The following is a 26,444-nucleotide window of genomic DNA, read 5'->3' on the forward strand; positions in this document are numbered from 1 at the left end:
GGTGCATTTTTGACTTTTATCGCCCAACTGGTGTAAATTGAGCGAATCGAACGATTCGTTTAAAGGTGATAAATGAACACTCTTTCAGCCAATGAAGCAAAAATTCACTTTGGAGATTTGTTGCTCAAAGCTCAACAAGCTCCAATCCAAATTAATAAAAATGGCAAGCCTGTGGCCGTTGTTATTTCAGCTGATGCATACCAAAGTATCGAGACACTAAAATTACATTTGCTTCAATCCAAAGCGGTGAAAGCCATAACTGACATCAAAATGGGCAATTTGGTTGATGGTAATACCTTTTTTGATGAGCTGGCCGCAGGGCAGTATGACTAATGCCGGTAACTTATCATTTAACGCCCGATGCACAATCTGATCTGATAGGTATTCACCGCTTTACGTTAGCCCAATGGGGAACGACTCAGTCGAAGACCTATTTATCAGGACTTAGACAAACGATTCAACTGCTGGCTGAAACACCCACCCTTGGGAAAAATAGACCCGAGGTACGCATGAATGTGTTTAGCTTCCCTTATTCAAGTCATGTCATCTATTACATCCAACATGAGCATCAATTCGTTGTATTTGGGATCTTACATAAAAGTATGRTTCCACTTGCACATCTCGCGGAGCGGGAAATTATTTGATGTAGTGAAATAGGGAGGGCACCATGAAAAATGATGTTCGGCGGCTATCTATTTTGTCAACTGATGAAATAGATGAACTGTTTGGATTACCTCATTTCTCAGATGATGATCGTCGATTATATTTTGACTTAAGTGCTAAAGAGCGCGAGCTATTCGACAATACCCGAACGTTTTCTGTGGCAGCCCATTTAGTATTGCAACTGGGCTATTTCAAAGCCAAACGGCAGTTTTTCAGTTATGAACAAGAATCGTCAGTACTAAATGACTTGGATTACATTGCCGCGCTGTACTTTCCCACCAAAACGCTTTCAAGACTGAAAAGTCCCTCAAGACCGATTAGGGCTGAACAACAACGAGCAATTCTTGATTTATTCCAGTATAAACAATGTGATAATGAGGTAAAAGTTGATTTGGAAGATAAAGCACAGCGGGTTGCGATGTTATCGACACAACCTATCTTTATCTTTCGTGAATTAACCCAATACTTAGCATTACACCGTATTGTCATGCCCAGTTATCGGTATATGCAAGAGATGATTGGTAGAGTGGTGGCTTATGAACGCACCCGTATTGCTCGATTACTTAGCACTTGCATGACTTCACTTATCGATCAGCAATTAGCGGCTTTGCTTCGGGCTGAGTCAGGAGTATTTCGCGTCAGCGCATTAAAACATGAAGCTAAAGATTTCAGTTATAAAGAATTGCGACATGAAGTCGCACGGCGGCAGTTTTTCCAGCCTCTACATGAGTTTGCCAAGCAGTTCCTCATAACAGCGGGGATCTCCAATGAAAGCGGCAAGTATTATGCTTCTATGGTTAAGTTTTATACCACTTATAAACTTCAACGCATGAAAAAAGAGACTGCTCAGTTATATCTGCTGTTTTTTGCTTTTCATCGGTTTCAGCAAATTAATGACAACTTAATTGAAGCATTGCTCCATTGGGTCGATCAATACGAGAAACAGGCCAAGCGTGCCGCTGAAGAAGCAATGAATAATGCGGTTACCAATGCAGCGAAAAATTTACAGGCTGCGGGTCATGTATTGAGCCTGTTTACGGATGACACCATCACCGATGACACACCTTTTTCCATTATTAAAGAAAAAGCCTATGCATTGCTTGAACAAGAGAGATTCCCATTAGTTGCTGATTACTTACGCAATATTGCTTTCGACAAAACGGCATTTGAATGGTCACATTACACAAAATTATCCGCCACATTCAAACGTAACTTAAGGCAACTTTTTACTGATCTGGATTTTGCCGGACGTGTAGAAGACTCTCCTTTGCTTGAAGCTATCGCGTTTTTACAAAACTTATTGCGCACAGAAAAATCACCAAGGCAAACTGACCCTAATTCATTTCCGACTGAGATTATTCCTAAAGGTTTACGCCGATATTTGTTTAGTAAAGAGGGCAAAACATTTAAAACGCTTGATGTAGATCGCTATGAGTTTTTGGTCTATCGCCTACTACGCAACTCACTGGAAGCGGGTGATGTGTACGTTAAACATAGTAATGAATTTCGCCGCTTTGAAGATGACTTAATAAGCGATCTTAGATGGCAGGATAAAGAACGAGTATTGCAAGATATTGGTGCACCCATTTTATTGGCCCCTATCCAAGATACTCTGGCTGTATTTCATACTATGCTAGCAGCACGTTATAGTGCGATTAACCAACATATTTCTGATGGGGTCAACAAACATATTAAAGTAATTGGGGCTGCCGAAAAGCGTCGTTGGAAGCTGCTTTATCCGAGCAGTGATGAATCCGTTAATAGCGATTTTTACAGCCAGTTACCAGGAATTGGTATTGCGGATCTACTGTGGTTTGTTGCGGGTAATATTTTCCTGAAGAATCAACCTGTTCTCATCGGACAGAGCTTCCACTCTATTCTGAGAGACTATCAGATCCGTTTTAGTGGCCTCCAATGCTTGGGATAGTACGGCCACTTGCTTATCGGCATCTGCTTTCTGGCTGGTAAGTGCGGCAATATTATCCGCCAGTTGTTCACTTTTATGTTGCTGCTCCCGGCTTTTTGCCGAGGCGTCGTTAAGTCGATGCTCCAAGTTCTCGATATCGACCACTTGTCTATCCAAGGTGCTTTTGTTCATCGCATTGGCCTGTTCGAGCTCATGCGTTTGTCGTTGTAAGTGCGCATTAGTGTCTATCAGTTCGGACGCGCTTGACTCGGCTTGGATGAGCCGGTGTTGCAGGTCTTGAATCTGGTCTTTCAGGCCCTGGTTAACCACGTGGAATTGCTCGCGTTCCTGCTGCCGATCTTCGGCGGTGCGTTGCTGGTAGTGTTCAAAGTGATCACGAATATCCTTATTTTCCTGCTTGAGTTCTGCAACGCTTTCCTTTAATTCAGCAGTTCGTGAAAGGGCTTCGTCGCGTTGAGCCTCTGCCGTTGCTAGCTTAATGCGTACATCTTCCAGGGACTTGCTTTGCAGGGCTTTTGCTTCGGTAATTTGCGATAGCTGGGCGTTCAGATCCTGTTGGCGGTCGGTAAGCTGCGCGATGCTGTTACGGGCCTCAGTCAATTCTTTCCGGAGTTGATCATTCGATGCCTTGAATTCGTCGCGGGATTGCGCGATGCGCTGGTCGGCCATCTGCTGAACCCGTTCATGTAAGGCTTTTACTACCTCGACGAGATCATTCGGCAACCCGCTCACATCGACCACCTCCCCATTATCTGACCGCCAGCGCTTGAGTAGTGGTGCAATGGTGCTTTTGCTGCCGGTTCCCAAATGCTCGCGGACACGATCTACGGTAGGCTCCTGGTTCTGGATTTTGATAGCCTCTGCGGCTTTCGAGACATCGTAGTAAGTGATTCCGGCGCGAGCCATGACAGTTTCCCTCGGTGATTATTTAGTAACGTATTACATAGCACGTAATATAACATAATATATTGACTTTTATGCAGCCAATAAAAATTAAATAGTAACCTTCGATAATGAATGTTATCGTGGGTTATGAGTGAGAAATGAAAAATTGATGTTTGTAACACCAGTACATTGGTGCCTTCCAGCGACCCACAGAAAAGGGATAACCATGGATAACTACACACCCAAACTCACATCGGATTCGCCATTACGTAGTGAGCAATCAGTTTTGCCGTCGCTGGCAGAATCCGACTCACTGCGCCACTATCTGCAAGCGGCGACCTCCAATAACACGCGAACAGCCTACCGTTCAGCGATTCGGCAGTTCGAAAAATGGGGCGGGCGGTTGCCCACGGATCGGGATACCCTGGTGCGTTACCTGGTGGCCAAGGCCGATGTGCTGAATAGCCGGACTCTCGCCCTTCACCTCACGGCCGTTAGCCAATGGCACCACTACCAAGGGTTGACTGACCCGGTTCGTGATCCGCTGGTATGTAAAACCATGGAGGGCATTCGCCGCACCCATGGACAGCCCAAGCGCAAGGCCAAGGCGTTGCGCTTGGAGCACATCGCCCAACTAGTAAATTACTTGCGGCACTTACCGGACAACAAAAAGAAATACCGGGATATTGCCTTGGTACTCACCGGGTTCTTCGGCGCCTTGCGTCGCAGTGAGCTGGTTGCTCTTCAGGTCAATGATCTGGTTTGGGAGCCGGAGGGGCTGCTCATCCGGTTGCCGCGCTCCAAGACCGACCAGCAAGGCATGGGTTTAATGCGAGCTTTACCTTACGGAAAGGCCGCTTGTTGTCCGGCTACCGCCGTGAAAACTTGGTTAGATGCAGCGGGCATCACCAGCGGTCCGGTGTTTCGTCCCACCAACCGCTGGGATCACATTCAGGAAAAAGCGCTGGCTCCAGGTGCGGTCAATGCTTTGCTCAAAACGCTGGGGCAAGCCTGTGAGTTTGATTTTGTGCCTGAACTCAGTAGCCACAGTTTCCGTAGAGGGTTATCCACATCGGCAGCGCGTGAGCGAGTGGATTTTGAGTTGATCAAGAAACAAGGCGGCTGGAAGAGCGATGCCACCGTCTGGGAGTATATCGAGGAAGGCCAGCAGCTCAGCAATAATGCGTCAATTATCTTAATGGAGAAGATGGCAACCCTGATGGATGCTGAATGATTCGGTCAACATTCGGGGCAGAATCAATGTATCGGGCCAAACCCAAATACCAAAGCTGGTAATGTTACCGCCACGATCATGGATCATTCTGGCCGCTGTACACCATCGATAAAATATTGTAGACTTTCCTACCTTTGTGTAACTAAATCTACAATATATGAAATGGGTATTACTGATCTTATCCCTGCCCACCCAAAACGCGACAGTGCGTATGCGGGTATGGCGAACCCTCAAGTCCTCCGGTGCAGCAGTATTGCGTGACGGCGTTTATCTGCTTCCCCATCGACCAGAACATCAGCAATTGTTCGATGGCTTGCTGCAAGAAGTAGAGGCAAGTGAAGGCTCAGCCTATGTGCTCCTGGTCGATACCGAAGATGCTGGCCAATTCAGCGGCCTGTTTGATCGTCAGGATGATTACGCCCATCTTTTACACGAGCTGCCCCCAATAAAAGAATTGGCCAGTAGTTCCCTGCAAGAAGCAACCAGACAGCTGCGTAAACTGCGCAAAAACTTCACCGCTATCGCCGCAACGGATTTTTTCCCCGGTGAAGCGCAGGCACAAACCCAGCAGGCGCTGCAACAGCTTGAACTTCAGCTCAATCGCCAGTTATCGCCCAACGAACCCCATGAGCACACCGGTGAAATCCCACGGTTGGATATCAGCCTCTATCGCGGGCGGTTATGGGCAACCCGTCAACGTCCCTGGGTGGATCGCCTTGCCTGTGCCTGGCTAATCCGCCGTTTTATCGATCCGGAGGCTCGCTTTGTGTGGTTGCAAGCACCGAAGGATTGTCCCGCCGATGCGCTGGGCTTTGATTTTGACGGAGCCAGTTTCACTCACCTGAATGGCAAGGTCACTTTTGAGGTTCTGCTTGACAGTTTTAGGCTCGATCACCCCGGCTTAACGCGCTTGGGGGCCTTGGTGCATTTTCTGGACGTAGGGGGTATCCAGCCCAGTGAAGCCAGTGGGCTGGAGCAAATCCTGTGGGGATTGCGCAACAGTATTCATGACGACGATCAACTCATCGCCACGGCTAATGGTGTCTTCGATGCCTTACTGGCTGCTTTTACAAATAAGGAAACACACCATGAGTAACACCACCGAATTAATAGCTCACCAGCCGGTTGAAGCGCCTGCGCCGGTCAGTTTTTGGGAAGCCTTCCGTTTCTGGTTAAAGCTCGGGTTTGTCAGCTTTGGTGGCCCGGCAGGCCAAATAGCCATCATGCACCAGGAGCTGGTGGAGCGCCGGCGCTGGATCAGCGAAAAACGGTTTTTGCATGCGCTCAATTACTGCATGGTGTTGCCTGGTCCGGAGGCGCAACAACTTGCCACTTACATTGGCTGGTTAATGCATCGTACCTGGGGCGGTATAGTGGCGGGTGTGCTGTTTTTGTTGCCATCACTCTTCATTTTGATTGGACTCTCGTGGGTATATATCGCTTACGGCGACGTAAGTTGGGTAGCCGGTTTGTTCTACGGTATCAAACCGGCGGTGACTGCCATCGTCGTGCATGCCGCCCATCGCATTGGTTCACGCGCGTTGAAAAATAATGTGATGTGGGCGATTGCTGCCGCCGCGTTTGTGGCCATTTTTGCACTCAATATCCCATTCCCTTACATCGTGATTGCAGCGGCACTGATTGGTTATTTGGGTGGGCGGTTTCTACCTGACTACTTCAACAGCGGCGGTGGCCATGGCAAGGCTGATAAATCCTTCGGCACCGCGTTATTCGATGATCACACACCCACGCCCGCGCACGCCATGTTCCGCTGGTCGCGTTTCAGCATGATCTTGATCTCCGGTGCATTACTCTGGGCTGTTCCGCTGTTTGCACTTTGGAGTTATTTCGGTTGGGATCACACACTGACACAAATGGCCTGGTTCTTTACCAAAGCGGCACTACTCACTTTCGGTGGTGCCTATGCGGTATTGCCCTATGTTTATCAGGGTGCGGTCGGCCACTATGGTTGGCTCACGCCCACGCAAATGATCGATGGCCTCGCGCTCGGTGAAACCACACCAGGGCCGCTGATTATGGTGGTGGCCTTTGTCGGTTTTATTGGGGGATATGTACAAGCCGTATTTGGCACCGACATGGTATTTCTCGCGGGCGCAGTAGCCGCCACCATTGTCACCTGGTTTACCTTCTTGCCCTCGTTTATTTTTATTTTTGCGGGTGCCCCCTTTATTGAAACGACGCACAATGATTTGAAATTCACTGCGCCACTCACGGCCATCACGGCGGCGGTGGTAGGTGTGATCTTGAATCTCGCCCTGTTTTTCTGTTACCACATTTTGTGGCCAGAAGGCTTTGATGGGCGGTTTGAATGGATATCAGCGGTAATTGCTGTTGCAGCGGGTATCGCATTATTTCGTTACAAAATGAATGTGATGAAGGTGATTGGCATGTCGGCGCTTGTTGGGCTTGCGGTGTCGTTAATGGGGATTAATTAAGTCATCTTTCGATCTGCTCGAACTCATTGCTTACACTTAACGGAGGAAAACCAATGAATGATTTTAACCAAAACAAACGTGATTTCCTGGCTACCAGTGCGACCGCTGCCGCAGGGTTGCTTATTGCATCGGCATCAAATGTTAGCGCAGCTGAATCGTCGTCTCAGGCAGCACCTAAAGGAGCAAATTGGATGATCACCGAAATAAAACCAAAACCTTTATCCTTCAATGCCGCAAAATTAAAAGGCCTTTCTGCCAATTTGATCGAGTCGCATTGGACTAACAATTACAGCGGTTCGGTAAAAACATTGAATGCGGTGAATGATCAGTTGAGTCAGGCACTCGCAAACCCCGACACGCCAGCGTTTCTCTACAATGATCTCAAGCGGGAGCATTTGATTCGCACAGGCTCGGTCATTTTGCACGAATTATATTTTGATAACCTGGGCGGTAATGGCAAAGCCGATGGTGAATTACGCTCAGCTTTCGCCAAACAATTTGGTACTTTTGATCGCTGGGAAACCGAATTCCGCAAAATCGCTCAAGGCTTGGGCGGTGGTTCCGGGTGGGTTGTTCTGGGGTATAACACGCATTTCAATAAGCTGGAAAATTATTGGATGGGTGATCACGCACATTTCCCGGTAGGCACAGTTCCGTTGTTGGTCATGGATATGTATGAACATTCTTATCACATGGACTTTGGCGCGGCTGCCGGTAAATATATTGATGCTTTTTTCAATAATATTAATTGGGATGAGGTTGCTCATCGGCTCCAAGCCACTCACACGAAGACAACATCCTAAAAACGCTATTGGTATGCCTTCTCTTAGGGGGCATACCATTCGCTTCGGCGCAACCAATCAAGGACACGGACGTTATTGATCCGGCGCTGAGTGACGTGTGACTAAATTAAGAGAAAACCAAATGGCGACCAGAAACCTGCAACTAGCCCACCTGCGAAAACTGTCCCAACTGAAACTGCCATTAACAAAGTAGCGGATCGATGGCGGCCATTTACCAGACAGCCTATCCGCGGATCAAGTCAGATATCACGCATGTCGAGTTAGGGGATGTCTACACACCGACACCGGAAGAGCAGCAGTTTGCTGTGAAACATTGCAAACGGGCGAGCACTTCCTTTCTGGGATTACTAATCCAGTTAAAGACGACCCAACGATTAGGCAGATTTGTCACATTGGGTGAAATTCCAAACGTCATCATCGCACACATCAAAAGCCAGTGTCGTTCAAGAGCATCATTCAAGGATCTTCAAACCTATTACGTGTCAGGGGCAAAGGATCGTCATGTAAAACTGATTCGACGTTATCTCGATATAAAACCCTACGATGCAGCCAAGACCTCCGGATTAACAAAGAGTTGGGCGCAAGAGGCGGCAACAACTAAAGAAGCCCTGCCGGATATCATCAATGTCACGTTGGAATACTTGGTCAAGGAGCGATACGAGTTGCCAGCGTTCAGCGTGCTTGAGCGAATCTGCCAAACAGCCAGAGCGGAAGTCAACACCCGGTATTACGGTCAACTGTGTGAATTTTTGACGGCTGAAAGTCGCCAGTGCATCACGGATATTCTCCGTTCCAGCACCGGGCCGAATGGTTTTGGCTGGAGCACGCTGAAAAATGAACCGAAACGCCCAACTCCTCGCAATATCCATGCGTACATCCACTACCTGGAATGGCTGACCTCCCTGCAAACACTACTGCCTGCGGATTTGGGGTTGCCACCGGTGAAACACCAGCAGTTTATCGACGAGGCCAAGGCCCTGGATTACGCCGAATTGATGAAGCTAAAGCTGAACAAGCGACTCGCTCTGGTCATCGTTTTAATCCGACACCAATACGCACGAACTCTGGATAATGCCGCCGATATTTTTATCAAACTGCTGTTAAAAATGGATCGCTCGGCGCAGAAACTGTTGGAGAAATACCTTGCAGACCATCAAAAGCAAACTGATCATTTGATTTCTGTGCTGACTGGAACGGTCAAGGTTTATTTGGATAAACCCGAATCGGTGTCAGCTTTTGATCCTGTCCTAGGAAAGAACAGCGATCAGTTGCTGCAAATGTGTGAACACTACATGGCGTTCGCGGGTAACAACTACTTGCCGTTCATGGTTCAACTCTACAAAAAGCAGCGATCAACGTTGTTTCGCACGATTGAAATACTCAATCTGGCTTCGTCCACGGAAGACAAGGATCTGCTGAATGCATTTCAATTTATTTTGAAATACAAACAACGGCGCGCCGAGTTCCTGTCCATTCAAAGTGATCCAAACGATCCATCCTCCAAAAATGTCATCAACATTCGCTGGATTCGCGAAAGCTGGTGGAAACTGGTCACAGGAAAATCGACTAAATCAGCGCAAGTCACCGAGGTCAATAAAACCTGTTTTGAGCTGTGTGTGTTTGAACGGATCGCCGAAGAACTGAGTACCGGTGACTTGTTCATTCCCTACAGTGAAACCTTCGATGATTACCGGGAGCAAATGATCACCTGGGAAGAATACGAGGCGCAGCTGCCTACCTATTGCGAGGAGGTAGGACTTATCGCCGGTGATACTGAATTTGCAAGAACACTGAAGGAGTCCATGGAGGCGAGCTGCCAGAAAGCTGATAGCCAATTTCCAGAGGATGAACTGGTCCGTATAGAAAACGGGAACCTGATTATCGGTAAACCAAAACCGGATCAACCTTCGCCAGAGGTCGAAGAAATTGGAGCGCTCTTGCGCGATCGCTTGGACAAGATCAACCTGCTCGATGTAATCATTAATGTCGAAAAATGGTTGAACTTGAACAAACATTTTGGCCCGTTGTCGGGTTTCGAGTCACGTATCAGCGACCCGGTGTTACGTTTTGTTCTGACGGTGTTTTGTTACGGCACCAATATTGGCCCTACCGAAACCGTGCGATCCGTGCAGGGTGTGTCGCGCAAGCAAGTTGCATGGCTTAACTTAAAGCGCACTACGGAAGCCCGTCTCGATAAAGCGATTGCTAAGATCAACAGCGAGTACAAGAAATACCGGCTCATTGAGTGTTGGGGTTCGGGCAACAGTGTGTCCGCTGATGGCAAGCTCTGGGATCTCTACGAAGATAATTTACTATCGGAATACCATATTCGTTACGGCAGCTATGGCGGCATTGCCTATTACCACGTCTCAGATACCTACATTGCGTTGTTCAGCCGGTTTATCCCCTGTGGTGTCTACGAGGCGATTTATATCCTGGACGGTCTGCTCAACGACGAATCAGATTTTAATCCAGACACCGTTCACGGGGATACGCAGGCGCAATCAACACCGGTATTTGGCCTGGCGTACCTACTGGGCATCAAGCTCATGCCGCGTATCCGAAATATCAAAGATCTCAGCTTCTACAAGCCTGACCGCGCTATGGTGCTTAAGCATATTCAGTCCTTGTTCAAAGAGCCTATCAAGTGGGACCTTATTGAAAAGCACTATGCGGATATGATGCGAACAGCTATGTCCGTTAAAGCAGGAAAAATTACCGCCTCGACAATCCTGCGCCGGTTCGGCACCAAGAACCGGAAAAACAAGCTGTATTTTGCGTTCCGCGAACTCGGGCGAGTGGTCAGAACTATGTTCCTTTTGGAATACATCACCGATGTTGATCTACGCAAAACGATCCAGGCAGCGACCTGTAAGAGTGAGGAGTTCAACGAGTTTGCACGTTGGTTGTTTTTTGCGAATGCCGGAAAAATTCCCGCTAACCTAAAGCATGAGCAAAGCAAAATCGTGAAATACAATCATTTGCTGGCGAACTTCACAATCCTATACAACGTGAACGCGATGACGGAAGTGTTTAACCAGTTGAAGTCGGAGGGCCACAATATCACCCGCGACCTCATGGCCGCATTCTCGCCGTACCATACCGAGCACTTGGGCAGATTGGGAAGCTTTGAGCTGGATTTGACCAAGCAGGTTAAACCAATGTCATTTGAGTTGCTGGTTGATTAAATCTTTATTATTCAGTTAGTTATACTCGAAGTGGCTAATTCCAACRCTTTTACCGGCCGGACCTCTAAGAGGGAACCAATTTTTTATGCTTAAGATTTTCAGTGAAGATGAAGAATCTAGAAGAGATCATCTATCTGCCGCTTTTGAATGCACGAGGGATGTGCTCTGAGCATAAGTGTGTCAGAGTGGTGGTTAATTGAGTTGCTAGCCAGGCAGTAACGATTCAAGTGATAGTGACATAATAAGTCTTGCTATCAAGTAAGAAGTGCATAACTTTACTTATAATAATTCTGATTCTACAAGCTCAAAGTAGTTAAGTGACTAGTAATTCGAAGGTGCGTTATAACTATATCTTAACTATTTAAATTAATTTATACTTGTAAATAATGGAAGATATATAATTTTATACTCAATATATAACATAGGCAGATTTTAGCATTATTGCTTCAAGATAATGTTTAAAAATCTCGAATACAGCACTTTGATACAAAAAATGTGTATCATATAGTAGAATTTTTAATTATCAAAGTTCTATTTATTGATTAAGTTTGTAAACTGCCTTTATACATTACTATTTCATTGGGAGTTTGTATTTTAATTATTCTGCGTTAGATTCTTAATTAACTCTCTGACTATTTGTTTTTGTTCTGGCTCTAGCAAACTGTAATCATTTAAAATACTAGTATCTTTAATATAGTTCTCAAAGGCGCTGTCGTAGGTTATACTTAACTCTTTAATAATGACATTAAGTATTTGTATATCCAAATTTTCAACACTTCTATTTTCAATTTCCCAAAGTAATGCTTTACTTAAACCTATTTTTTCTGCAAGGTTATCCAATGATAATCCTTTGCTTAATCTAGCAATTCTCAATTTATTGCCGATGTCAACATTTGTATTGATTTTCATAATAGCTCAGAATTCAGATAATCACTGCTGCACTCTAATTGAGTGTGTAGATACAGGCATCTTCTCAAAAGTGGTACACGTGAATCTTGCTTAAGTAAACTGGAAGTAAAAATAGCTCCAAAAACGAGAAAAGTAACCTTATGAAATTTTCTAAAATGCTCATTGAGTCCCCCGATCAATGTATAGAAGTTGCGAAGTCTGCCTGTCGAAATCTTTAGACAGTGGTCGCCATTTGCACAATTCTAATACAAAAAATTTTTTTACAAAACACTTGTTATGTAATTTTTAAACTATAAGGCTGAATTTTACGGTTGTGCTTAAAGTTTTCAGTGAAGAAAAAGGAACTGGGTGTAGTGAATGAGTGAAACTGGTCATCAGTTTGTAGGCAATTTATGTGATTTGGAGTAGATGAGGTTATCCGAGATGTCAGAGTAACTAGAACTTCGTAGCACGCTTCTATCCCATTGTAAGTTTGCAAAGGTTTATATGGATATTCGTAGTAAAATTACACTTATCACTTGAGTTATTTTTGGATTTCTTATTTGTCAGACTATGGGTTTATTTTATGTCAATGTATGGGTATATGATTTAGCTAAGTCATTGTTCTTAGATACTCTGCTGTGTCATGGTTTGGTTTCAGCGACAAGAGATTTTACAAAGTCGTTGCTGAGGAATGCGAAGGTAATTCAATTAAGTGATGTCGGTGAGGACAAATATCATCGGGTATTGGCTACGGTAACTATTGATGGCGTTGACCTCGCAAATGCTCTGATTAGCGAAGATTTGGGCCGGAAGTGGAAAGGGCGCCGCGAGAGTTGGTGTTTGGGAGAGTAATAAGGGGTGAGCAAGTCACTCCAAGGATATGAAACTCTATTACTCTCCCACAATTCCATGAACCATATTTGAGAGATAAGGCTAAATTTTAGAGCAAGACTAATCTCTCAAGTTATTATGAAGTAATTTACCGCTAAAATTTTGAAATTAAAGTTATTTAATTATTTAGCAACTGAACCACTACCAGTCTGCCACCATCTTCCTGTGATAAAACAAATTGAGCGTTATCTTTTAGTTCTATCTTTTCTCCCACAGCTACATGACGTTTGTCCGGCAGCGATATTAACCCTTGAATACCTTCGTTTACTAACCACCATTGTTCATTATGATAAACAAAGTAACCTACCCGTTTCTTTTGTTCTGCACTTGTTCGTTCATTTGGTGCGATGAGACGATTGACATGCCATGCATAAATTGACTGCCCGCTCCAGACCATCAGACGGTGATCATCTGGCCGATAACTGCCGACTTTACGCGATGAATATAGGTTAAGAATAGGTAATTTCCCTATGTATGGAGCTCCACAGTAAGGGCAGATTGGTTTTGTTTTACCTGAGAAAACGTACCATTTTTGTTGACAGTTCTTGTTTTGGCAAGGTTGTATCAAATCCATCGTTTTGACTAAAGCAGTTTCCCATTCATCGGCTGTTGGGCGTTTGGTCGCGTCATGTAACCCATCTATAAAAGCTCTATCGAATAAAGGTGTTATATAGGGACCCATGATGGAGTAGGGGATTTTTTTCGGGTCTGCCCAAGGTAGAGAAAACGATGATAGTTGATTTATCTTTACGGCGTTGCTGTTATCACCAGGATGTTCAATGAACAATGCCTTTTCTCCCATTGCCAAGGTTTCATCCCGCATTTCGTCCGTCATATCATGAATTTTTCCACCCCGTAAAGGGTGTCGAAAAAATAGGTACATGTAAATCAAAACAGATAGAGCATGGCGGTCCGTAGTGATGCTGGGGAGCACTCTATTTGGGTCTTCCTTCTGTAGATGGCTGGTTTTTACCACTTCAGGAGCAATAAAGTCTGGCGTACCAACCACATCTGGAGGGTACTTTCCAGGAACAACTAGTCCGTCTACATCGATAATGCAGGCATGGCCCAGTTCTGGGTCCACCAAAACGTTTTTATAGCTTAGGTCACTATGACAGAGACCTGCTGCATGGATCCTTCGAACCGCTCTGGCCAAACGAATACAAACCTGAAGAAAAGTTAGCGTATTACCACGTTCACGTGGATCGAGGAACTTATTCTGATTACTTGCACTAGCAAACCATTTACCTTCTTTCTCGCGACCTTTTATACCAAGGAAATCATCATTCTTTGACCCGTATTTAAAGAAAAAATGACTCTGATATGTCGGTACGACAATCCCTATTTTTTCTTCATGCTCAATAATGTGAGTTGGCCAGCAAAAAAGACCTTCCCAGTAATCCCCCCCTGGCTGGTCAAAGATATTCTGTCTGTAGCGACCAGTAATCATATCTATCCGTTCTCTAGCCTGATCACTTTGTGGCTTATGATAGAAAGCAACAACATATGATTTGTCAGGCGAAAAATAAACATCTTTCATTGCACCTGAACCAATTACTTCATCAACAAACTGAACTGTTTGGCCGTCCTTAGTTATACATGTAACAATATTTGCCATATTTATCACCAGTGAAGCATGTCTATTACCACAACACCGCTATTGTGCGGTCATCATGGTTCCCTGCGGAGAAAAAGTTCAGCCATTCACCTAATTTTTCAGGTGCGATATTGACATCAACAAGGATGGGGGAGAGTTCATTTACGAGGCGGGTCCATTTTTCATCACTACGAAGACCGTTATCGGTTTCAAAATACGGGTCAGAAACACCGTCAGTCATCAGGATCAATTGTGCTACATCATTCCATTTACCCACACTTATGCGCCCTGTGAATGAAGAGTCATCAATTATACGCTGGTCGAGAAACCGAGTCTGACCCGCATATTCCCCGCTATCTGGGTTCCCAAGTATCCTAACTTTACCAGATGGGCTATAGGCTGCTATGGCTCCATCGCCAAGCCAGAATGCTGCAGCGAATAGTTCAGATCCAACCTTAAGCGAAATTGTGGCCAACAAGGTTGTGGAATAGGATTTCACTGGTTCTTCTGCACGAATGGCTTCATTTTGTATACTATTGACCGCGAGCGTAGCTGCTTGCTTGAAATGATGAAGCATGGCATTTATAACTACCTGTTTATCAATAACTTCCCAAGCCGTTACGTGCTCTTTTAGAGTGATTCCTTTCTGCCCATTAAGTTGCTCATAAAGATATTCCCCGGCTGTTAAAACTGCGATACGAGAGCCTTCACGAGAGTTTACTGCACTTCCTGCCCCATCTGCGACGAGCATGATGGCCCATTCCGTCTGATTGCAGAAATTGATGTAAAAGTCATCATCTCTGAAACTGCCTGCGTGTTCGTGTGATCTACCCCTGCGGCTTGAAGCTGCTATCCGCAAATCCTTACTTTGTAATCCAGCCGATTTCAGATGTTCTTTACGATATTTTGCGTCTGATGGCGGCTCAAGCACTTTCCATAAACTTCGTGGATCGGGGTTTACAATAAGAAGTGCCTTATCTTCGTATTTTTCATCTAAATCGCATGACCACTGTACATAAATTTGGAAATCCCCACTTTCAGTAGGTATGCCGATGACCAAATGCTGTTCACTATCATAAGAGAGACCTATATCCCGAGGAAAAAGCACATCAATAATTTTTGCTTGCTTACCATTGTCTAGTGAAATACCAACCGAAGAAGAAAAGTGTTCACGAGCTCGTGCGTTAGGAATTTCAATTTTTGCCTGAGGAGCAGCTAAATGTTTCATTTGATTTTTGGACAGTTGCGGAGCAGGCGGTACCATTCCCGGGACGAGTGAAGCCGATGGGAGTTTTGCGCCTTCACTCTTATTCAGATTACTGTACTCTTCAAGTTGGACGCGTTCCCACTTCTCAGGATGAGGTCTATTACTTGCTTTCTGAGAATTATTTGTATAATCAAAATTTATGCAGTTAGACGAAGCAGGAACTGATGATGAAGTTTCATCAGTTTTACTCTCAACAACTACGTGGTCAGGTTGAATTCCAGATTTAGGTGTTGATTGAGGATCATGACTTTCTGATAGATACTCTGTTTGCTTAACAACATTATTTTCATGATTGTCTTTAATGGCTGTATCATGATGAAGCGGAGCTTGAGCAATGCCTTGCTGTAAAATATCATCGTTTTGCCGACTCTGGGCAAGTTGATTTAACCTTAGGATTTCATCGCACTTAATTTCAAATTCCTTAATTAACTCAATTAACTTCTTATAATGCACACGTAATTCTTTATCCTGCTTAATAAGTTCCTTAAGGTTTGCCCCAGCTCTGTGGTTAAGGTCATCTCCTATTAAGGTATGAATCTGTTTTTCCAAAGAAGGTGAATTCTGCATAATTAGCCTTTCCCTCGGCTTACGTCAAAATTAGAAATCCCGCCATCGCTGCTGAACGATATACCTTTCTCGCACCATGGACAAATCAAATCATCTGGACCATCAATGCATAGTAATTTACCACAAGAGCACACCGCAAACGCACTGGCATTGCCACAATGAGGGCATCCGGGTACGCCATGTAGCTCACTAGTATTTACTTGAAGTCCTGTAACAGATGAGTCAGACCATACGAAGTAGTCCTCATCAATTGGATAACAACCAGCAATATTAAAACTGTTCAAGTTCAGGCTGAAATCTAATCCTGTAACTCTTGTTGATGGGAGCTCATATTTCATTAGATAAGGACGACGCGTTTTACTGCAACGGCCGGTAAGCGTAACGCAGTTTTCATCGTAAGCTCTTACTAGCTCGTCTTTCGCAAGCCGGACTATGTATTCAGTCTGGTTGAGCTCAGGCTGTTTTTCTTCACCAACGCTGCGGCTGTGCGCCGTGACTGAAGAAGTTATCCACTTGATAAATTTAGTAAAATCCCCTTCCTTTGATTCAGTGAATAACATGACGTTTTCTGTCAATTGCCTAAGGATATTAAGATCTGCTGATGGACCCAAGCCAACGGCAATAAGATTCACTTTGCTGGCGTAATGATCTTTCCAGCGTTTCAGTTCTGTGGTTGGATTGTCCGTTGGGCGGCCGTCAGTAAGGAGATAAACGACAGGTTTCCAGTCTCCCTTTGTCTCATTGGTGGTTTTCTTGACTTGAGTATCAATTTGTATGGCCAACTCACGCAATGCTGCTCCGAGATTCGTACCGCCTCCAACGGGCAGACGTGGGGGGTAGAATGTAGCTATCTCATGAAGAGGTACAATAGTGCGTGCAATACCAGCAAATGCGATTATCGAAACCCAAGCAGTTTCAAGCGCATGTGGATCTTTTCTTAAATCACCAATGATCATTTGCAGACCATCAGTCATTTTTTTCAGGTTTTCACCGATCATGGACTCTGAACAGTCCAGAACAAAAAACACGGGAAGGCGTCTCATAGAAATCCTCTTCAAGCAATTCTTGGCCAACCAAAAGCGGCCCTACAAAAAACGCTGCGGAGGTAAACAGCGCCTTTCTGACATTTCAGAGCACCAGCTGGATTTCCGATGGTGGGGGGGGAAGTGTATCTGATCCGGTATTGATTCCAGCGCTTGTGCTACCAAAAGAAACACTGGCCGAAACCCATTTAAAAAAACCAGCAAACGCAGTAGAATCCAAAGTTTCCAAAGAAACTACCTTATCAGTAAGCTGTTTTAAATGTTCTTGGCCTGCTTTAGGACCTACTGCGCAGGCAATGATAGAGCCAAACATCCGAGAACGGATAGCTTTTACAGCTTCACCGTAAGCCCAAGCATCAGAGGGTATTCCATCAGTCATCAGGAAGACCAAAGGGCGCCAGTCTCCTTTTGTATCGCCATCTGAACGTCTTACATCTCTGTCAACACAATGCATCAGACATTCCAAAGCCGCTCCAGTGAAAGTTCCACCTGCACTGGGGACAACAATGTCAGAAAATTGGAAGTTTTCCAATGGAGTGAGCGGAATAAACTCACGAGCTTCATTGTCGTAAGTAATAATTGATATGTGAACGCTTTCTAGGGCATAAGGATCTTGTCGAAGGGAACTTAACATCGCTTGTATCCCAACATTTACTGAATGAATTGACTCTCCGCGCATAGAGCCGGATGTGTCGATTAACAGATAAACTGGCAGGCGTCGCATCAGCTGTAATTCCTTAGATGTGAAATAAATGAATCTGATTCTGAAGGCTCACCAATTGCCTTCAGTTTCCAACCTGTAGGTTCCCGTATTAACTCAGCAAATACCATGGAGCGCTGGTTTATAAAAGAAGGTCCGCCAGAAAGATCGAATCGCGCCATTTCAATATTACGCGCATCTACTGCTCGAATAAACGCGTTTTGAACTTTACCGAAATGCTGCTGCAGCTTTTTTCCATTGTAAATCTGAACGATAAACACTATTTTCTCGTACTGAGTATCAAGTGAGTTCAAGCGAACAATTATCTGCTCATCGTCGCCATCACCCGCACCAGTTCGGTTATCTCCAGTAAGCCAGATATTACCCGATTTATGGTGAAGGCTGTTGAAAAAGATGATATCGCCGTTTACGAGCGTATGTTTGCCATTTTCCATGTTACCAAGAGAGGCTATCTTTCCGGCTGAGTTACAAAGAAAAGCAATGACGTCAAGGTCGTATTGTTCTTTCTTGCCAAAAATTCCTGATAGAAAACCTTTCTTTTCCTCGTTAATATCCCATCCAAGACCGATAGTAACTGAAGAAAGATCAAATTCATTTTTTTTTAGGCTAACACCCTGGCCTTTACTCAAACTTACAGACATGACATCACCTTAATCCATAAAATTATAAGACCACATTAACTTCAGCTGGTGGCGGTGGCAGGTCATCAAGACCAATCACTTCTTTTTTATTTGACTCAATTTTCTGACTACCCACCGAGATGCTTGCACTTACCCACTTGAAGAAAGCTTTGATCGTCGAACTGTCTGCAGTATCAAGCTGAAGTACGATTTCAGTGATTTCTTTGAGAACGCTGATATCAGCATCATGCCCAGCAGCGCAGGCCACGACAACACCAGTTCTGGCCATTTTGAAGTCATTTAGACCTTTTCGCCAGTCATCGGTTGGAGAACCATCGGTCATTAAGAAAATTAGAGGACGCCAGTCACCTTTTGTGTCTGCTGTAGTTTTCTGTACTTCTTTGGCAATTGAACTTGCCACAAGCGAAAGAGCACCTCCAAGAGAGGTGGTACCACTTGCTGATAATCCTGGCACATTGAAACTCATAAGGTCCGTAAGAGGCACGACCTGTCGAGCAGAAGAGTCAAAGGTAATAATTGAAACATATGCTGTTTCAAGTGCATATGGGTCCTGTTTCAGCGTCGTAAGTAAAGTCTGAACACCATTCTTTACTGCCTCTATAGGCTCTCCATGCATTGAACCAGACGTGTCAAGTAGTAGATATATTGGTAAACGTCTCAACTGTAATTCCTTTTAAAAAGATAAGAGGGAGAAGAAGTTAACAAGAACTATTTACAAAGGTCATTTTTAAGTTGTCAAGTAATAATGGCCTCTCTGTCTAGGCCGGGATTGAGCTTTGTGATCCCCAGTACTAAATTGGAAACGTCACTAAGCAATGCTTTTTAGTTCAAATGCTTCTGCGCTGAGATAGGCATTTGCACTATGCCTTCTCGTTTTGTTGTAATCAACTTCAATTTATTCAAATACCGCTTGGGGCAACAAAAGGTCTACGGAGCTCACAGAGAATTAATCAGCATTTCAATAATGTCACTTCTGCTTACGTTCTTTTCATTGGCTAAGCGGTCAAGTTTTGAAATGGTAGCTTTAGACAACGATATTGATACTGCCTTTTTCCGCACTTTCGTAAGGCTCACAATTTCATCATCAGATAGTATCTCTGATTTACTGAGAGATCGCTGCATTAGAGCTATTTCAACATGAGTAAGGTTGCCTGCATCGGTCATCTGGTATGAGTGACTACTTTTACTGTATTTTATCGTTGTGTTATATGCGTCCCGAAGATCACGTAAAGCCCGGGTGAGTGTCGCCCCAGAACAATCTGCGTTTTTGATTATTGTATTTGCAGAAACAGATTCACCCGAAGACAACAGTACTGCGAGTGAAAAAATGCGCTTCTGTTTTGTGCTTAATATCATATAGTTACTTTACTGTTATTGGCTGAAATACGAAGGTTGTACTCATTTTTCTGTTCGGGTTAAACATGGATATCGCGTCAATTGGATCGATAATATCCAAACATGAAAAGTTCATCTTTTGGATAGTAGCGCGATCGGCGGTACATTGAATTATATAATCATCGACTAAGTTACCTGTAGCTTTGCTTAACCGTTGAGTGAATCCGCAAATGCTTACGCTATCGAAAGGCAGTGCGTATAAGGCAATACCAATCAGTCGCATCAATATACCGTGTACGTGACGTGCATAGGCTTCTCTAACGGCTTTTTGCGTCATGTCTTTCTCGATAATCTCAGTTCCTTGCCTATTTAAAGTAAAGATGCTTTGAGGTAAATCTTCAATCTCAGGTAAATCAACATCGAGTTTTATTAGCGATTGTTCTGGCAGAACTTCAAACGAAATGGCGGTATCTCGCGGCCAGTCAGTGTTCTGCAATGTCTCATCTAAGATTGCCTCAAAAAATGCCGCGTCTGAGATAAAGCGACTATTTGCTTGTGCTTCCGATGAGGTTAACGATTCTTGATGACGAGCCGCTTCAGATTGCCAGAGAGCATATTGTTCGGCCCATGCCATACGATTAGTTTGGTAGCGGTGTTCAATCAAGGTTTTTTCACGCTCCCAGTCTTGCATTGCACGTTCCCAACTGGCTAGAGCAGCGCGCTGACGTTCTTGCCTATCTTCCTCAGACTCAAACAGTTTTTTAAAAAATCCAGTGTCATCCACACAAGAAGGTTTTACGGGGGAAGGCGGGATTTCCGGTTTTGCTGGCCGAACTGGAGCGGGAACGGCATAAGGGCTGGTGGCCGCTTTTAAATAATGGTCAAGCAACTCATTAAATGTGACCCCAAGTGAGGGGTTAGGCGTCAGAGTATGGACGTTTATAACCTGGTGCATAACCATTTCCATCTGTTCGATGGTGGCTAAAAGTGAGTTTCGCAATTCTTCTTTTGATTCCATTCGCTCTCTTGCCGCAGCATTTGACGATGCCGCGGTCCTATCGAGCCTTGTGCGATAACTCAATCCACCGCCAAGCCCAACATTGGCATAAGTGCCACGACGACCAACGGAGACTGACGCTCCCCTCGGGCCAATTGAAAGACTTGGTGTGGTATTACTAAGATTAACCCGAACTCCGGGAATGATTGTGATGCTGCGACGAAAACGAAAGCCCATGTTTATTACCTATGTTGAATTTGAACAGAGGATGGGGACACTGCAGGAGAAACCCCAAAATAATGAACACGATCTAATACGCTCTTTGCCCATCGTCGATGCGTTGCAGGTTCACACATGGCACCACCTGCTTTAAAAACGGCCTGAGATGAGTTTATGATTCTCAGTGCGTCTTGATGATCGAGTGAGCTTACCATGAGGGCGCGCTGAATCACTGGAATTTGATTAGGGTGAATAGCTGTTTTACCTACTAAGCCGTGGGCCAAATCCAATTCCAATTCTTTTTCTAACAGTCGATGATCATCAATGTGCTCACAGACTGGCGCTGTCAGGGAGAAGCCCTTTGAGGCGAATACAGCAACCAGCATCTTAATGACGTAACCCATAGGGCCGTCATATAGGGTAAATTCGCGGGAACGTCGCAAAGAAACGCAATTCATTAAGTCATTACCACCAATACGAAGGGCGATGATTTTATCACGACATTTATGCGCTTTAAGCTCTGAGACTAACGCTTGCATTGCATTGACGTCGAATACATCTTCAGTCTCAAGAGTTGGCATCCAGCATAAATGAGTTAATTCTAAAATGGTTGTCCACTCGTTCAAGTTGGATAGATTGAATTTAGGAAGGACAAAGCCATCAACAGCAGATAAGTCATATTCAGCAGTCAATTGTAGGCCAATCTGCTCGTTTCTCGGGCGAATAAATATTAGCGGCCATTCGATATAGTTAATCCGCTGCTTGGCTTCAGAAAGAGCGTCCAACATCCCTTTAAGGTTGTTCATTGCAAAAGGTATATCCTGATCGGACACTGCATCTTCTAGGCAAATAACCAAAGATCGCAATCCAGCAATTTTACCCGTCACAATGGTATCTACAATGTCGATGCGGGTAGCTGGCATGTAGAGTGTCGCACCCAGGCTGTAGGCAGAAAGTTCCTTTTTCATTAGAGTACCTTTTTGATAATTGTAACTGCACGATATTGACCGATGAGATCACCAACTTCTGTAATCTCCACGCCTTTCTCCTTGGCAAGATAGACCAATAGAGATACGTCAGGATCGTTAATGGAACGAACCAGCACATGGTCAGGCACCCTGCGTAATACAGCGCGCGTTGCTTCAGCAATGCCTGGCTTTATACGATTTGAACTAGAAATATCATAACGTTCTGCAAGCAGTGTCATGATTGCTTTGCTTCGTTCCCATTCCTTCGCTTTTATTGAATCACGCACTTTTATATCGATGGGCGGGACGTCTGAAAGTTCGATTTCTTGACAACATTGTTCAACAGCATCAGCCAATGACAAACCGCATTCATACTCGCTAAGGTGGTTGCAAACCATGCAGTGATGAAAGCCTTCATCACTATAAAGAGAACGAGAGATCATCCCCGAAACAGGTGCACCCATTATTCCAAATGGGATTAGCCAATCATCATCAGTGGCTGACATCCAAGCGCAACCACATGGATCAGCCAAAACCACAAGGCGTGGCTGGGAAGGATAGCCAGCCCGACCGTTAAGCGCTTTAGTCAGTTCATTGGTGATAGCCCCCTTTCCTGTCCAGCCATCTACCCACACAATGCCTTCGGTTCCATGGCGCTCCTCAATAACGGCAAGGGCAGTTTCATCAATGCCACGGTCACGAATAATACTGATCCCGTAGTGATATGACTCTTTCCCCATCATTGTTAACGCTCGTTGCAGCATCACGCCTAAAGGCACTCCTGCGCGGACTAGACTTGCCAAAACAATCGGGGTATTGCCGTACTCTTTGGCTAAAGTCACGGCCAGCATCATGACTTCCTTAGCAAGCCGTTTGGCTCCAATGGTGTAAGCCTTGTTAAATAATTCGAGATGATATTGAGTTGGTTCTGGCTCTTGGCTCAGCATGTCGGAATAATGCATTTTCCCTGACTGGATTAGCGCCTCTTTTTCTTCAATGGAGGTGAATTCAATAGTCACCGGCTTTAAAAGGAATTCGACATCACTGTGACGATAAGAGCCAGAAAAAATTGGTGAAATATTCAAAATTCTACTCTCCAAATACGCGATCTTTGATCGCTGATGAAAACTGACTTTGTTTTGGTACACCATACCAAGAACAAAGTTTCAGAAAGCTGAAGTCAGTGAGGCTATCGCCAAGGCCAATAGTTGGGAACGTGCCCCGTTCTACACGGAGTTTGTTGAGAAGGTAGCTTGTGGCTTTGCCCTTTTCTATACAAGTAGGTAACCACGCAATGTTGTTGCTGTTGCGATGAACGTAAAAACCTTCAGTACCGAAAATTTCCTCTAACTTATCACCTATCGCATTGAGTTCGTCTAGCTTAGTGCTATCGGTATGTTTCAAGACAAGATAGATTGGGACTCCATCGTACTCATAGTTAATGCGAGCCCACGCATCTATCCCTCTTTCAGCCATCAATGTAGTTATGTCATCCTGCATATCCAGCAAGCGTTGACGATAGGGGGCTAGCGCAGCTTCAATGTGTTGTTGCCACTGAGTATCACACTGACCATCGGGAGATAGAATGACAGCGCCATGAGTTGTAATCGCCCACGAGTTAAACGGTATTTGAACTCGAGCATATTCATCTGTGCCTCGGGCGGTTACTGGTATAACATCAGCATTTGCCAAAAGCCAATCAACTAATAATGCCTGTTCTTCATTCATAAAACTTCGCGGCTCCAGAGAGCGATCTAAAGCGCCAACACGAACAGGAATCTGATCAAGTTCATCAACCATTTTCCGTTTGGTTTGAAACAACGTGTCGTCCAAATCAGGAAATACAACAGGACGAATAATATGCGACATGGCTTGATTACTCATAAGTAAGAATTTCTACGTGTTTGGCGATATTGCCAAGGGCATTCAGTAAGACAGGATCGACACTTTCTGCGGGAGTTTCGCAGCACAAGAATACAGTATCGAATTGTAGGTGAGCGACATTATAAACAAAATTAGGGATACCCAAGCCGTAGTTGTCGGTAAAGGTTATTGCCGATTCAATAGCATGGCCTATAGCAATAGGTGATCTGGAGGTAGAACTGAAATACACCTCAGCACCAGTCTTTTCCAACTTTTCGGCAAATAAAAACGGTTGCCACACAAATTCACTGGTGCCTAGCACTAACACCTTATCAGATGGTGATACGCAGACATTATTTCCTATAAAGCAAGTGGACTCATCCATCCCCAAACGACCCCAACACTGAACCCCAACGATTTCAATAGCCCCTTTTGCCGTGACATTAACGCTAGGCATGATCGGTGGTTCTGCATCGGGATTAACAATCCATGACCATTTACCTTGAACTAAAGAGATTGACGTAACTTTTGGGCCATCAATCTTTTCAAGTACAGCGTCTTGACTCCAATCAGTTAATGTCACAGTAACAAGACGCTCAATGCCAGTCATGCCCGCATCAACAAGCGCAGCATAAAGGTTGGTAAAGGTGTTACCCGTTGTCGCTTCATCATCAATAAGGACTAGCGACTTTGCCTGCTCTACGCGCTTAGCTAATACAGGATCATTCGGCCAGTAAATGAGGTGGTCTGTCGCATGTGAATGAGTTTCTTTGAACTCGCACATTAGATTGCCATTAACAGGATGGCGGGTAGATGTTAGGAATACCGATTCGGATACCATGCATCTTGCCTCTTGGTAAATACCTGCAGCCAAACCTACAGCAGTTTCGGCCATGCCGATAAAGAGTACCGGCCCTGGCAGATCTATTGGCAGCATTGCGGCAATTGATTGGTATGAGCTGCGCATCACACTAGGCTTGATAGGGATATGACGGCCTAGCATTTTACTGACAAATAGAAAGGCTCGCTTTGGGTTGCGACGCTCTGCAATCTCAAAGAATTGTTCCAATGGTGTAGAATGCGAACTGACAACGGTCAACTCCCCTGTGGATAGCTTGCGCTTAAAAACCTGCTCGGTTTGGCTCATACCTAATTACCTCTTATTGTTATTCAGCCGATTGCTGTTCGGTGAGCGCGATCACGCTTGATACAGACCGAACCACTGCAGGTTTAAAACCATCAGTGCCCATCTTAATAGCGGTTTCTTTGTCGATAAGTCCTAACTTGCGTAAAGCAAAGATACCTGAAAGGTTAATACCACAGGAACGGGAGTAGCAGACTCCACCGGAAGGGCGCATGTTAATTTCCAGCAAATAAGGCTTGCCGTTAGCATCATCACGAGTTTGTACGTTCACCAAACCATCGGCCTGCATAATTTGCGCACAAGTTTTTGCTAATTCAAAAGCCACTCCTGATTGCTCAATGGACTGAAGTGCACCTTCTTTACGGCGACAAACAGCGGCGATTACTTCACCATTCTCAACAATCATATCAACAGAACGTTCACGACCAGCTAGGTATGGCATTAGCACCATGGGCTCAGGAAGTATTTCGTTAGTTTGCTGGCTCATTGCTGTAAGGTACATCTTCGGTGTTACCCGACGATTATCAGGATTATTGAAAGCGGCCATCGGGCTAACAGAAGGGTCTAATATCCAGAAGCCAATACCGTAAATGCCAACTACTGGCTTGATGCAAGTTAATTCACCAACCGCCACTTTAAGGGCGAGCTGCTTTTCAAGTTCATCAACGGTGTCAATCTGAATAGATGGCACAACAGGTAATCCATGCTGCTCCATATAATGAGCGTAGCGAACCTTATCATCTGCAATTGAGTGCATATCAAGACAAGTCGCACCCGTTGTCAGTGACACGCCTAGCGCCTCAATTTCTCGCCTGTTTTCCTCCATCCAGCGGCAATTGCGGCCAGCTTGAATAGTGACAACATTGTTTTCAGCTACCACAGATTTAATAAATTCTAGGCGCTCAGTATCCCCTTTTGGCTCAACCAAAGATAAATCGGCAACCGATGTAATCTCAGGGCGACTGCCACGATGGGACGCAATAATGCGAAAAGATAAGTCTAATGACTGACGAGCATCAATAACCGCCATGATAATGTCGCGCTGGGAGGATAAGCCCTCCATAAACCAAATAGATTTCAAAGTATTAGCTTCCATGAATAAAGAGAGGTGTTACCGATTAGATGACACGAACTTTATTATTAA

22 protein-coding genes and 1 pseudogene are annotated in these 26,444 nt (G+C 44.8%); 8 read left to right on the top strand and 15 right to left on the bottom strand.

Annotated features, from left to right (window positions below; genetic code table 11):
• Nucleotides 1–72: 72 nt before the first annotated feature.
• The 3 genes and pseudogenes from L5M51_RS21935 to L5M51_RS22865 all read left to right on the top strand — a co-directional run.
• Entirely contained in the window at nt 73–333 is a 261-nt protein-coding gene (locus L5M51_RS21935; RefSeq protein WP_011787805.1) for a type II toxin-antitoxin system Phd/YefM family antitoxin, read from the top strand.
• A complete protein-coding gene (locus tag L5M51_RS21940) occupies nt 333–644 on the top strand; it encodes a type II toxin-antitoxin system RelE/ParE family toxin (RefSeq protein WP_263174650.1) in 312 nt (103 codons plus the stop codon). The genes L5M51_RS21935 and L5M51_RS21940 overlap by 1 nt, the downstream gene beginning before the upstream one ends.
• 23 nt (nt 645–667) lie before the next feature.
• A pseudogene (locus tag L5M51_RS22865) lies at nt 668–2,491 on the top strand (DUF4158 domain-containing protein); the annotation flags it as partial.
• Here L5M51_RS22865 and L5M51_RS21950 read toward each other — a convergent pair.
• On the bottom strand, nt 2,468–3,496 hold the full coding sequence (locus tag L5M51_RS21950) for a DNA-binding protein (RefSeq protein ID WP_263174653.1): 1,029 nt from the start codon (nt 3,494–3,496) through the stop codon (nt 2,468–2,470). The pseudogene L5M51_RS22865 and the gene L5M51_RS21950 overlap by 24 nt on opposite strands.
• A 205-nt stretch (nt 3,497–3,701) precedes the next feature.
• Between L5M51_RS21950 and L5M51_RS21955 the strand changes: the two genes are divergently transcribed.
• The 5 genes from L5M51_RS21955 (at nt 3,702) to L5M51_RS21975 (ending at nt 11,156) form a co-directional block, all read left to right on the top strand.
• Nucleotides 3,702–4,709 (top strand): site-specific integrase, encoded by a 1,008-nt coding sequence (locus tag L5M51_RS21955; RefSeq protein WP_011711679.1) that lies wholly within the window; start codon nt 3,702–3,704, stop codon nt 4,707–4,709.
• Nucleotides 4,710–4,866: 157 nt separating this feature from the next.
• Nucleotides 4,867–5,805, top strand: coding sequence for a chromate resistance protein ChrB domain-containing protein (locus L5M51_RS21960; RefSeq protein ID WP_011711678.1), 939 nt, complete (start codon nt 4,867–4,869; stop codon nt 5,803–5,805).
• A complete protein-coding gene (gene chrA / locus L5M51_RS21965; protein WP_007645338.1) occupies nt 5,798–7,165 on the top strand; it encodes a chromate efflux transporter in 1,368 nt (455 codons plus the stop codon). Before L5M51_RS21960 ends, chrA begins: the two co-directional genes overlap by 8 nt.
• A 53-nt stretch (nt 7,166–7,218) precedes the next feature.
• Nucleotides 7,219–7,968 carry a superoxide dismutase gene (locus tag L5M51_RS21970; protein WP_007645336.1) on the top strand — a complete coding sequence of 250 codons (750 nt, stop codon included), beginning with the start codon at nt 7,219–7,221 and terminating at the stop codon, nt 7,966–7,968.
• Between the two features lie 200 nt (nt 7,969–8,168).
• The gene (locus tag L5M51_RS21975; RefSeq protein ID WP_011711676.1) at nt 8,169–11,156 is read left to right on the top strand and encodes a Tn3 family transposase; all 2,988 of its coding nucleotides are present in this window, start codon (nt 8,169–8,171) and stop codon (nt 11,154–11,156) included.
• A 594-nt stretch (nt 11,157–11,750) separates the two neighbouring features.
• Here L5M51_RS21975 and L5M51_RS21980 read toward each other — a convergent pair.
• The 14 genes from L5M51_RS21980 to L5M51_RS22040 all read right to left on the bottom strand — a co-directional run bounded on the left by L5M51_RS21980 (nt 11,751) and on the right by L5M51_RS22040 (nt 26,381).
• Complete coding sequence (locus tag L5M51_RS21980; RefSeq protein ID WP_041412840.1) at nt 11,751–12,065, bottom strand: helix-turn-helix domain-containing protein; 315 nt, start codon at nt 12,063–12,065, stop codon at nt 11,751–11,753.
• Nucleotides 12,066–13,056: 991 nt separating this feature from the next.
• Nucleotides 13,057–14,556 (bottom strand): helix-hairpin-helix domain-containing protein, encoded by a 1,500-nt coding sequence (locus tag L5M51_RS21985; protein WP_263174657.1) that lies wholly within the window; start codon nt 14,554–14,556, stop codon nt 13,057–13,059.
• Between the two features lie 25 nt (nt 14,557–14,581).
• A complete protein-coding gene (locus L5M51_RS21990; protein ID WP_263174658.1) occupies nt 14,582–16,369 on the bottom strand; it encodes a PP2C family serine/threonine-protein phosphatase in 1,788 nt (595 codons plus the stop codon).
• A 2-nt stretch (nt 16,370–16,371) separates the two neighbouring features.
• Nucleotides 16,372–17,412 (bottom strand): TerY-C metal binding domain-containing protein, encoded by a 1,041-nt coding sequence (locus tag L5M51_RS21995; protein ID WP_263174661.1) that lies wholly within the window; start codon nt 17,410–17,412, stop codon nt 16,372–16,374.
• Between the two features lie 85 nt (nt 17,413–17,497).
• On the bottom strand, nt 17,498–18,136 hold the full coding sequence (locus L5M51_RS22000) for a vWA domain-containing protein (protein ID WP_263174665.1): 639 nt from the start codon (nt 18,134–18,136) through the stop codon (nt 17,498–17,500).
• Entirely contained in the window at nt 18,136–18,774 is a 639-nt protein-coding gene (locus L5M51_RS22005; protein WP_263174668.1) for a TerD family protein, read from the bottom strand. Before L5M51_RS22005 ends, L5M51_RS22000 begins: the two co-directional genes overlap by 1 nt.
• A gap of 22 nt (nt 18,775–18,796) precedes the next feature.
• On the bottom strand, nt 18,797–19,435 hold the full coding sequence (locus L5M51_RS22010; RefSeq protein WP_263174670.1) for a vWA domain-containing protein: 639 nt from the start codon (nt 19,433–19,435) through the stop codon (nt 18,797–18,799).
• A 275-nt stretch (nt 19,436–19,710) separates the two neighbouring features.
• Nucleotides 19,711–20,130, bottom strand: a complete 420-nt coding sequence (locus L5M51_RS22870) for a ribbon-helix-helix protein, CopG family (RefSeq protein WP_411569260.1) — start codon at nt 20,128–20,130, stop codon at nt 19,711–19,713.
• A 4-nt stretch (nt 20,131–20,134) separates the two neighbouring features.
• Entirely contained in the window at nt 20,135–21,343 is a 1,209-nt protein-coding gene (locus L5M51_RS22015; protein ID WP_263174672.1) for a DUF4236 domain-containing protein, read from the bottom strand.
• A 5-nt stretch (nt 21,344–21,348) separates the two neighbouring features.
• Nucleotides 21,349–22,293 (bottom strand): HpcH/HpaI aldolase/citrate lyase family protein, encoded by a 945-nt coding sequence (locus tag L5M51_RS22020; RefSeq protein ID WP_263174674.1) that lies wholly within the window; start codon nt 22,291–22,293, stop codon nt 21,349–21,351.
• Nucleotides 22,293–23,378, bottom strand: coding sequence for a cysteine protease StiP family protein (locus tag L5M51_RS22025; RefSeq protein ID WP_263174676.1), 1,086 nt, complete (start codon nt 23,376–23,378; stop codon nt 22,293–22,295). The genes L5M51_RS22020 and L5M51_RS22025 overlap by 1 nt, the downstream gene beginning before the upstream one ends.
• Nucleotides 23,379–23,382: 4 nt before the next feature.
• Nucleotides 23,383–24,177, bottom strand: coding sequence for a hypothetical protein (locus L5M51_RS22030; RefSeq protein WP_263174678.1), 795 nt, complete (start codon nt 24,175–24,177; stop codon nt 23,383–23,385).
• The gene (locus tag L5M51_RS22035; RefSeq protein ID WP_263174679.1) at nt 24,170–25,303 is read right to left on the bottom strand and encodes a phosphoribosyltransferase domain-containing protein; all 1,134 of its coding nucleotides are present in this window, start codon (nt 25,301–25,303) and stop codon (nt 24,170–24,172) included. The genes L5M51_RS22030 and L5M51_RS22035 overlap by 8 nt, the downstream gene beginning before the upstream one ends.
• A gap of 19 nt (nt 25,304–25,322) precedes the next feature.
• Nucleotides 25,323–26,381 carry an ATP-grasp domain-containing protein gene (locus tag L5M51_RS22040; protein ID WP_263174681.1) on the bottom strand — a complete coding sequence of 353 codons (1,059 nt, stop codon included), beginning with the start codon at nt 26,379–26,381 and terminating at the stop codon, nt 25,323–25,325.
• Nucleotides 26,382–26,444 lie beyond the last annotated feature (63 nt).

This window comes from Shewanella sp. SM73 (assembly GCF_025653795.1).
In the GTDB taxonomy this organism is placed as follows: domain Bacteria; phylum Pseudomonadota; class Gammaproteobacteria; order Enterobacterales; family Shewanellaceae; genus Shewanella; species Shewanella oncorhynchi.

Bases quoted from the DNA above. Each gene is read 5' to 3' on its own strand.
- chrA (WP_007645338.1), top strand. From the start codon at position 5,798: ATGAGTAACACCACCGAATTAATAGCTCACCAGCCGGTTGAAGCGCCT.
- L5M51_RS21970 (WP_007645336.1), top strand. From the start codon at position 7,219: ATGAATGATTTTAACCAAAACAAACGTGATTTCCTGGCTACCAGTGCG.
- L5M51_RS22015 (WP_263174672.1), bottom strand. From the start codon at position 21,343: ATGGGCTTTCGTTTTCGTCGCAGCATCACAATCATTCCCGGAGTTCGG.
- L5M51_RS21985 (WP_263174657.1), bottom strand. From the start codon at position 14,556: ATGGCAAATATTGTTACATGTATAACTAAGGACGGCCAAACAGTTCAG.
- L5M51_RS22005 (WP_263174668.1), bottom strand. From the start codon at position 18,774: ATGTCTGTAAGTTTGAGTAAAGGCCAGGGTGTTAGCCTAAAAAAAAAT.
- L5M51_RS22000 (WP_263174665.1), bottom strand. From the start codon at position 18,136: ATGCGACGCCTGCCAGTTTATCTGTTAATCGACACATCCGGCTCTATG.
- L5M51_RS21950 (WP_263174653.1), bottom strand. From the start codon at position 3,496: ATGGCTCGCGCCGGAATCACTTACTACGATGTCTCGAAAGCCGCAGAG.
- L5M51_RS22870 (WP_411569260.1), bottom strand. From the start codon at position 20,130: ATGATATTAAGCACAAAACAGAAGCGCATTTTTTCACTCGCAGTACTG.
- L5M51_RS22020 (WP_263174674.1), bottom strand. From the start codon at position 22,293: ATGAAAAAGGAACTTTCTGCCTACAGCCTGGGTGCGACACTCTACATG.
- L5M51_RS21960 (WP_011711678.1), top strand. From the start codon at position 4,867: ATGAAATGGGTATTACTGATCTTATCCCTGCCCACCCAAAACGCGACA.
- L5M51_RS21975 (WP_011711676.1), top strand. From the start codon at position 8,169: ATGGCGGCCATTTACCAGACAGCCTATCCGCGGATCAAGTCAGATATC.
- L5M51_RS22035 (WP_263174679.1), bottom strand. From the start codon at position 25,303: ATGAGCCAAACCGAGCAGGTTTTTAAGCGCAAGCTATCCACAGGGGAG.
- L5M51_RS21980 (WP_041412840.1), bottom strand. From the start codon at position 12,065: ATGAAAATCAATACAAATGTTGACATCGGCAATAAATTGAGAATTGCT.
- L5M51_RS21995 (WP_263174661.1), bottom strand. From the start codon at position 17,412: ATGAGACGCCTTCCCGTGTTTTTTGTTCTGGACTGTTCAGAGTCCATG.
- L5M51_RS21990 (WP_263174658.1), bottom strand. From the start codon at position 16,369: ATGCAGAATTCACCTTCTTTGGAAAAACAGATTCATACCTTAATAGGA.
- L5M51_RS22030 (WP_263174678.1), bottom strand. From the start codon at position 24,177: ATGAGTAATCAAGCCATGTCGCATATTATTCGTCCTGTTGTATTTCCT.
- L5M51_RS21935 (WP_011787805.1), top strand. From the start codon at position 73: ATGAACACTCTTTCAGCCAATGAAGCAAAAATTCACTTTGGAGATTTG.
- L5M51_RS21955 (WP_011711679.1), top strand. From the start codon at position 3,702: ATGGATAACTACACACCCAAACTCACATCGGATTCGCCATTACGTAGT.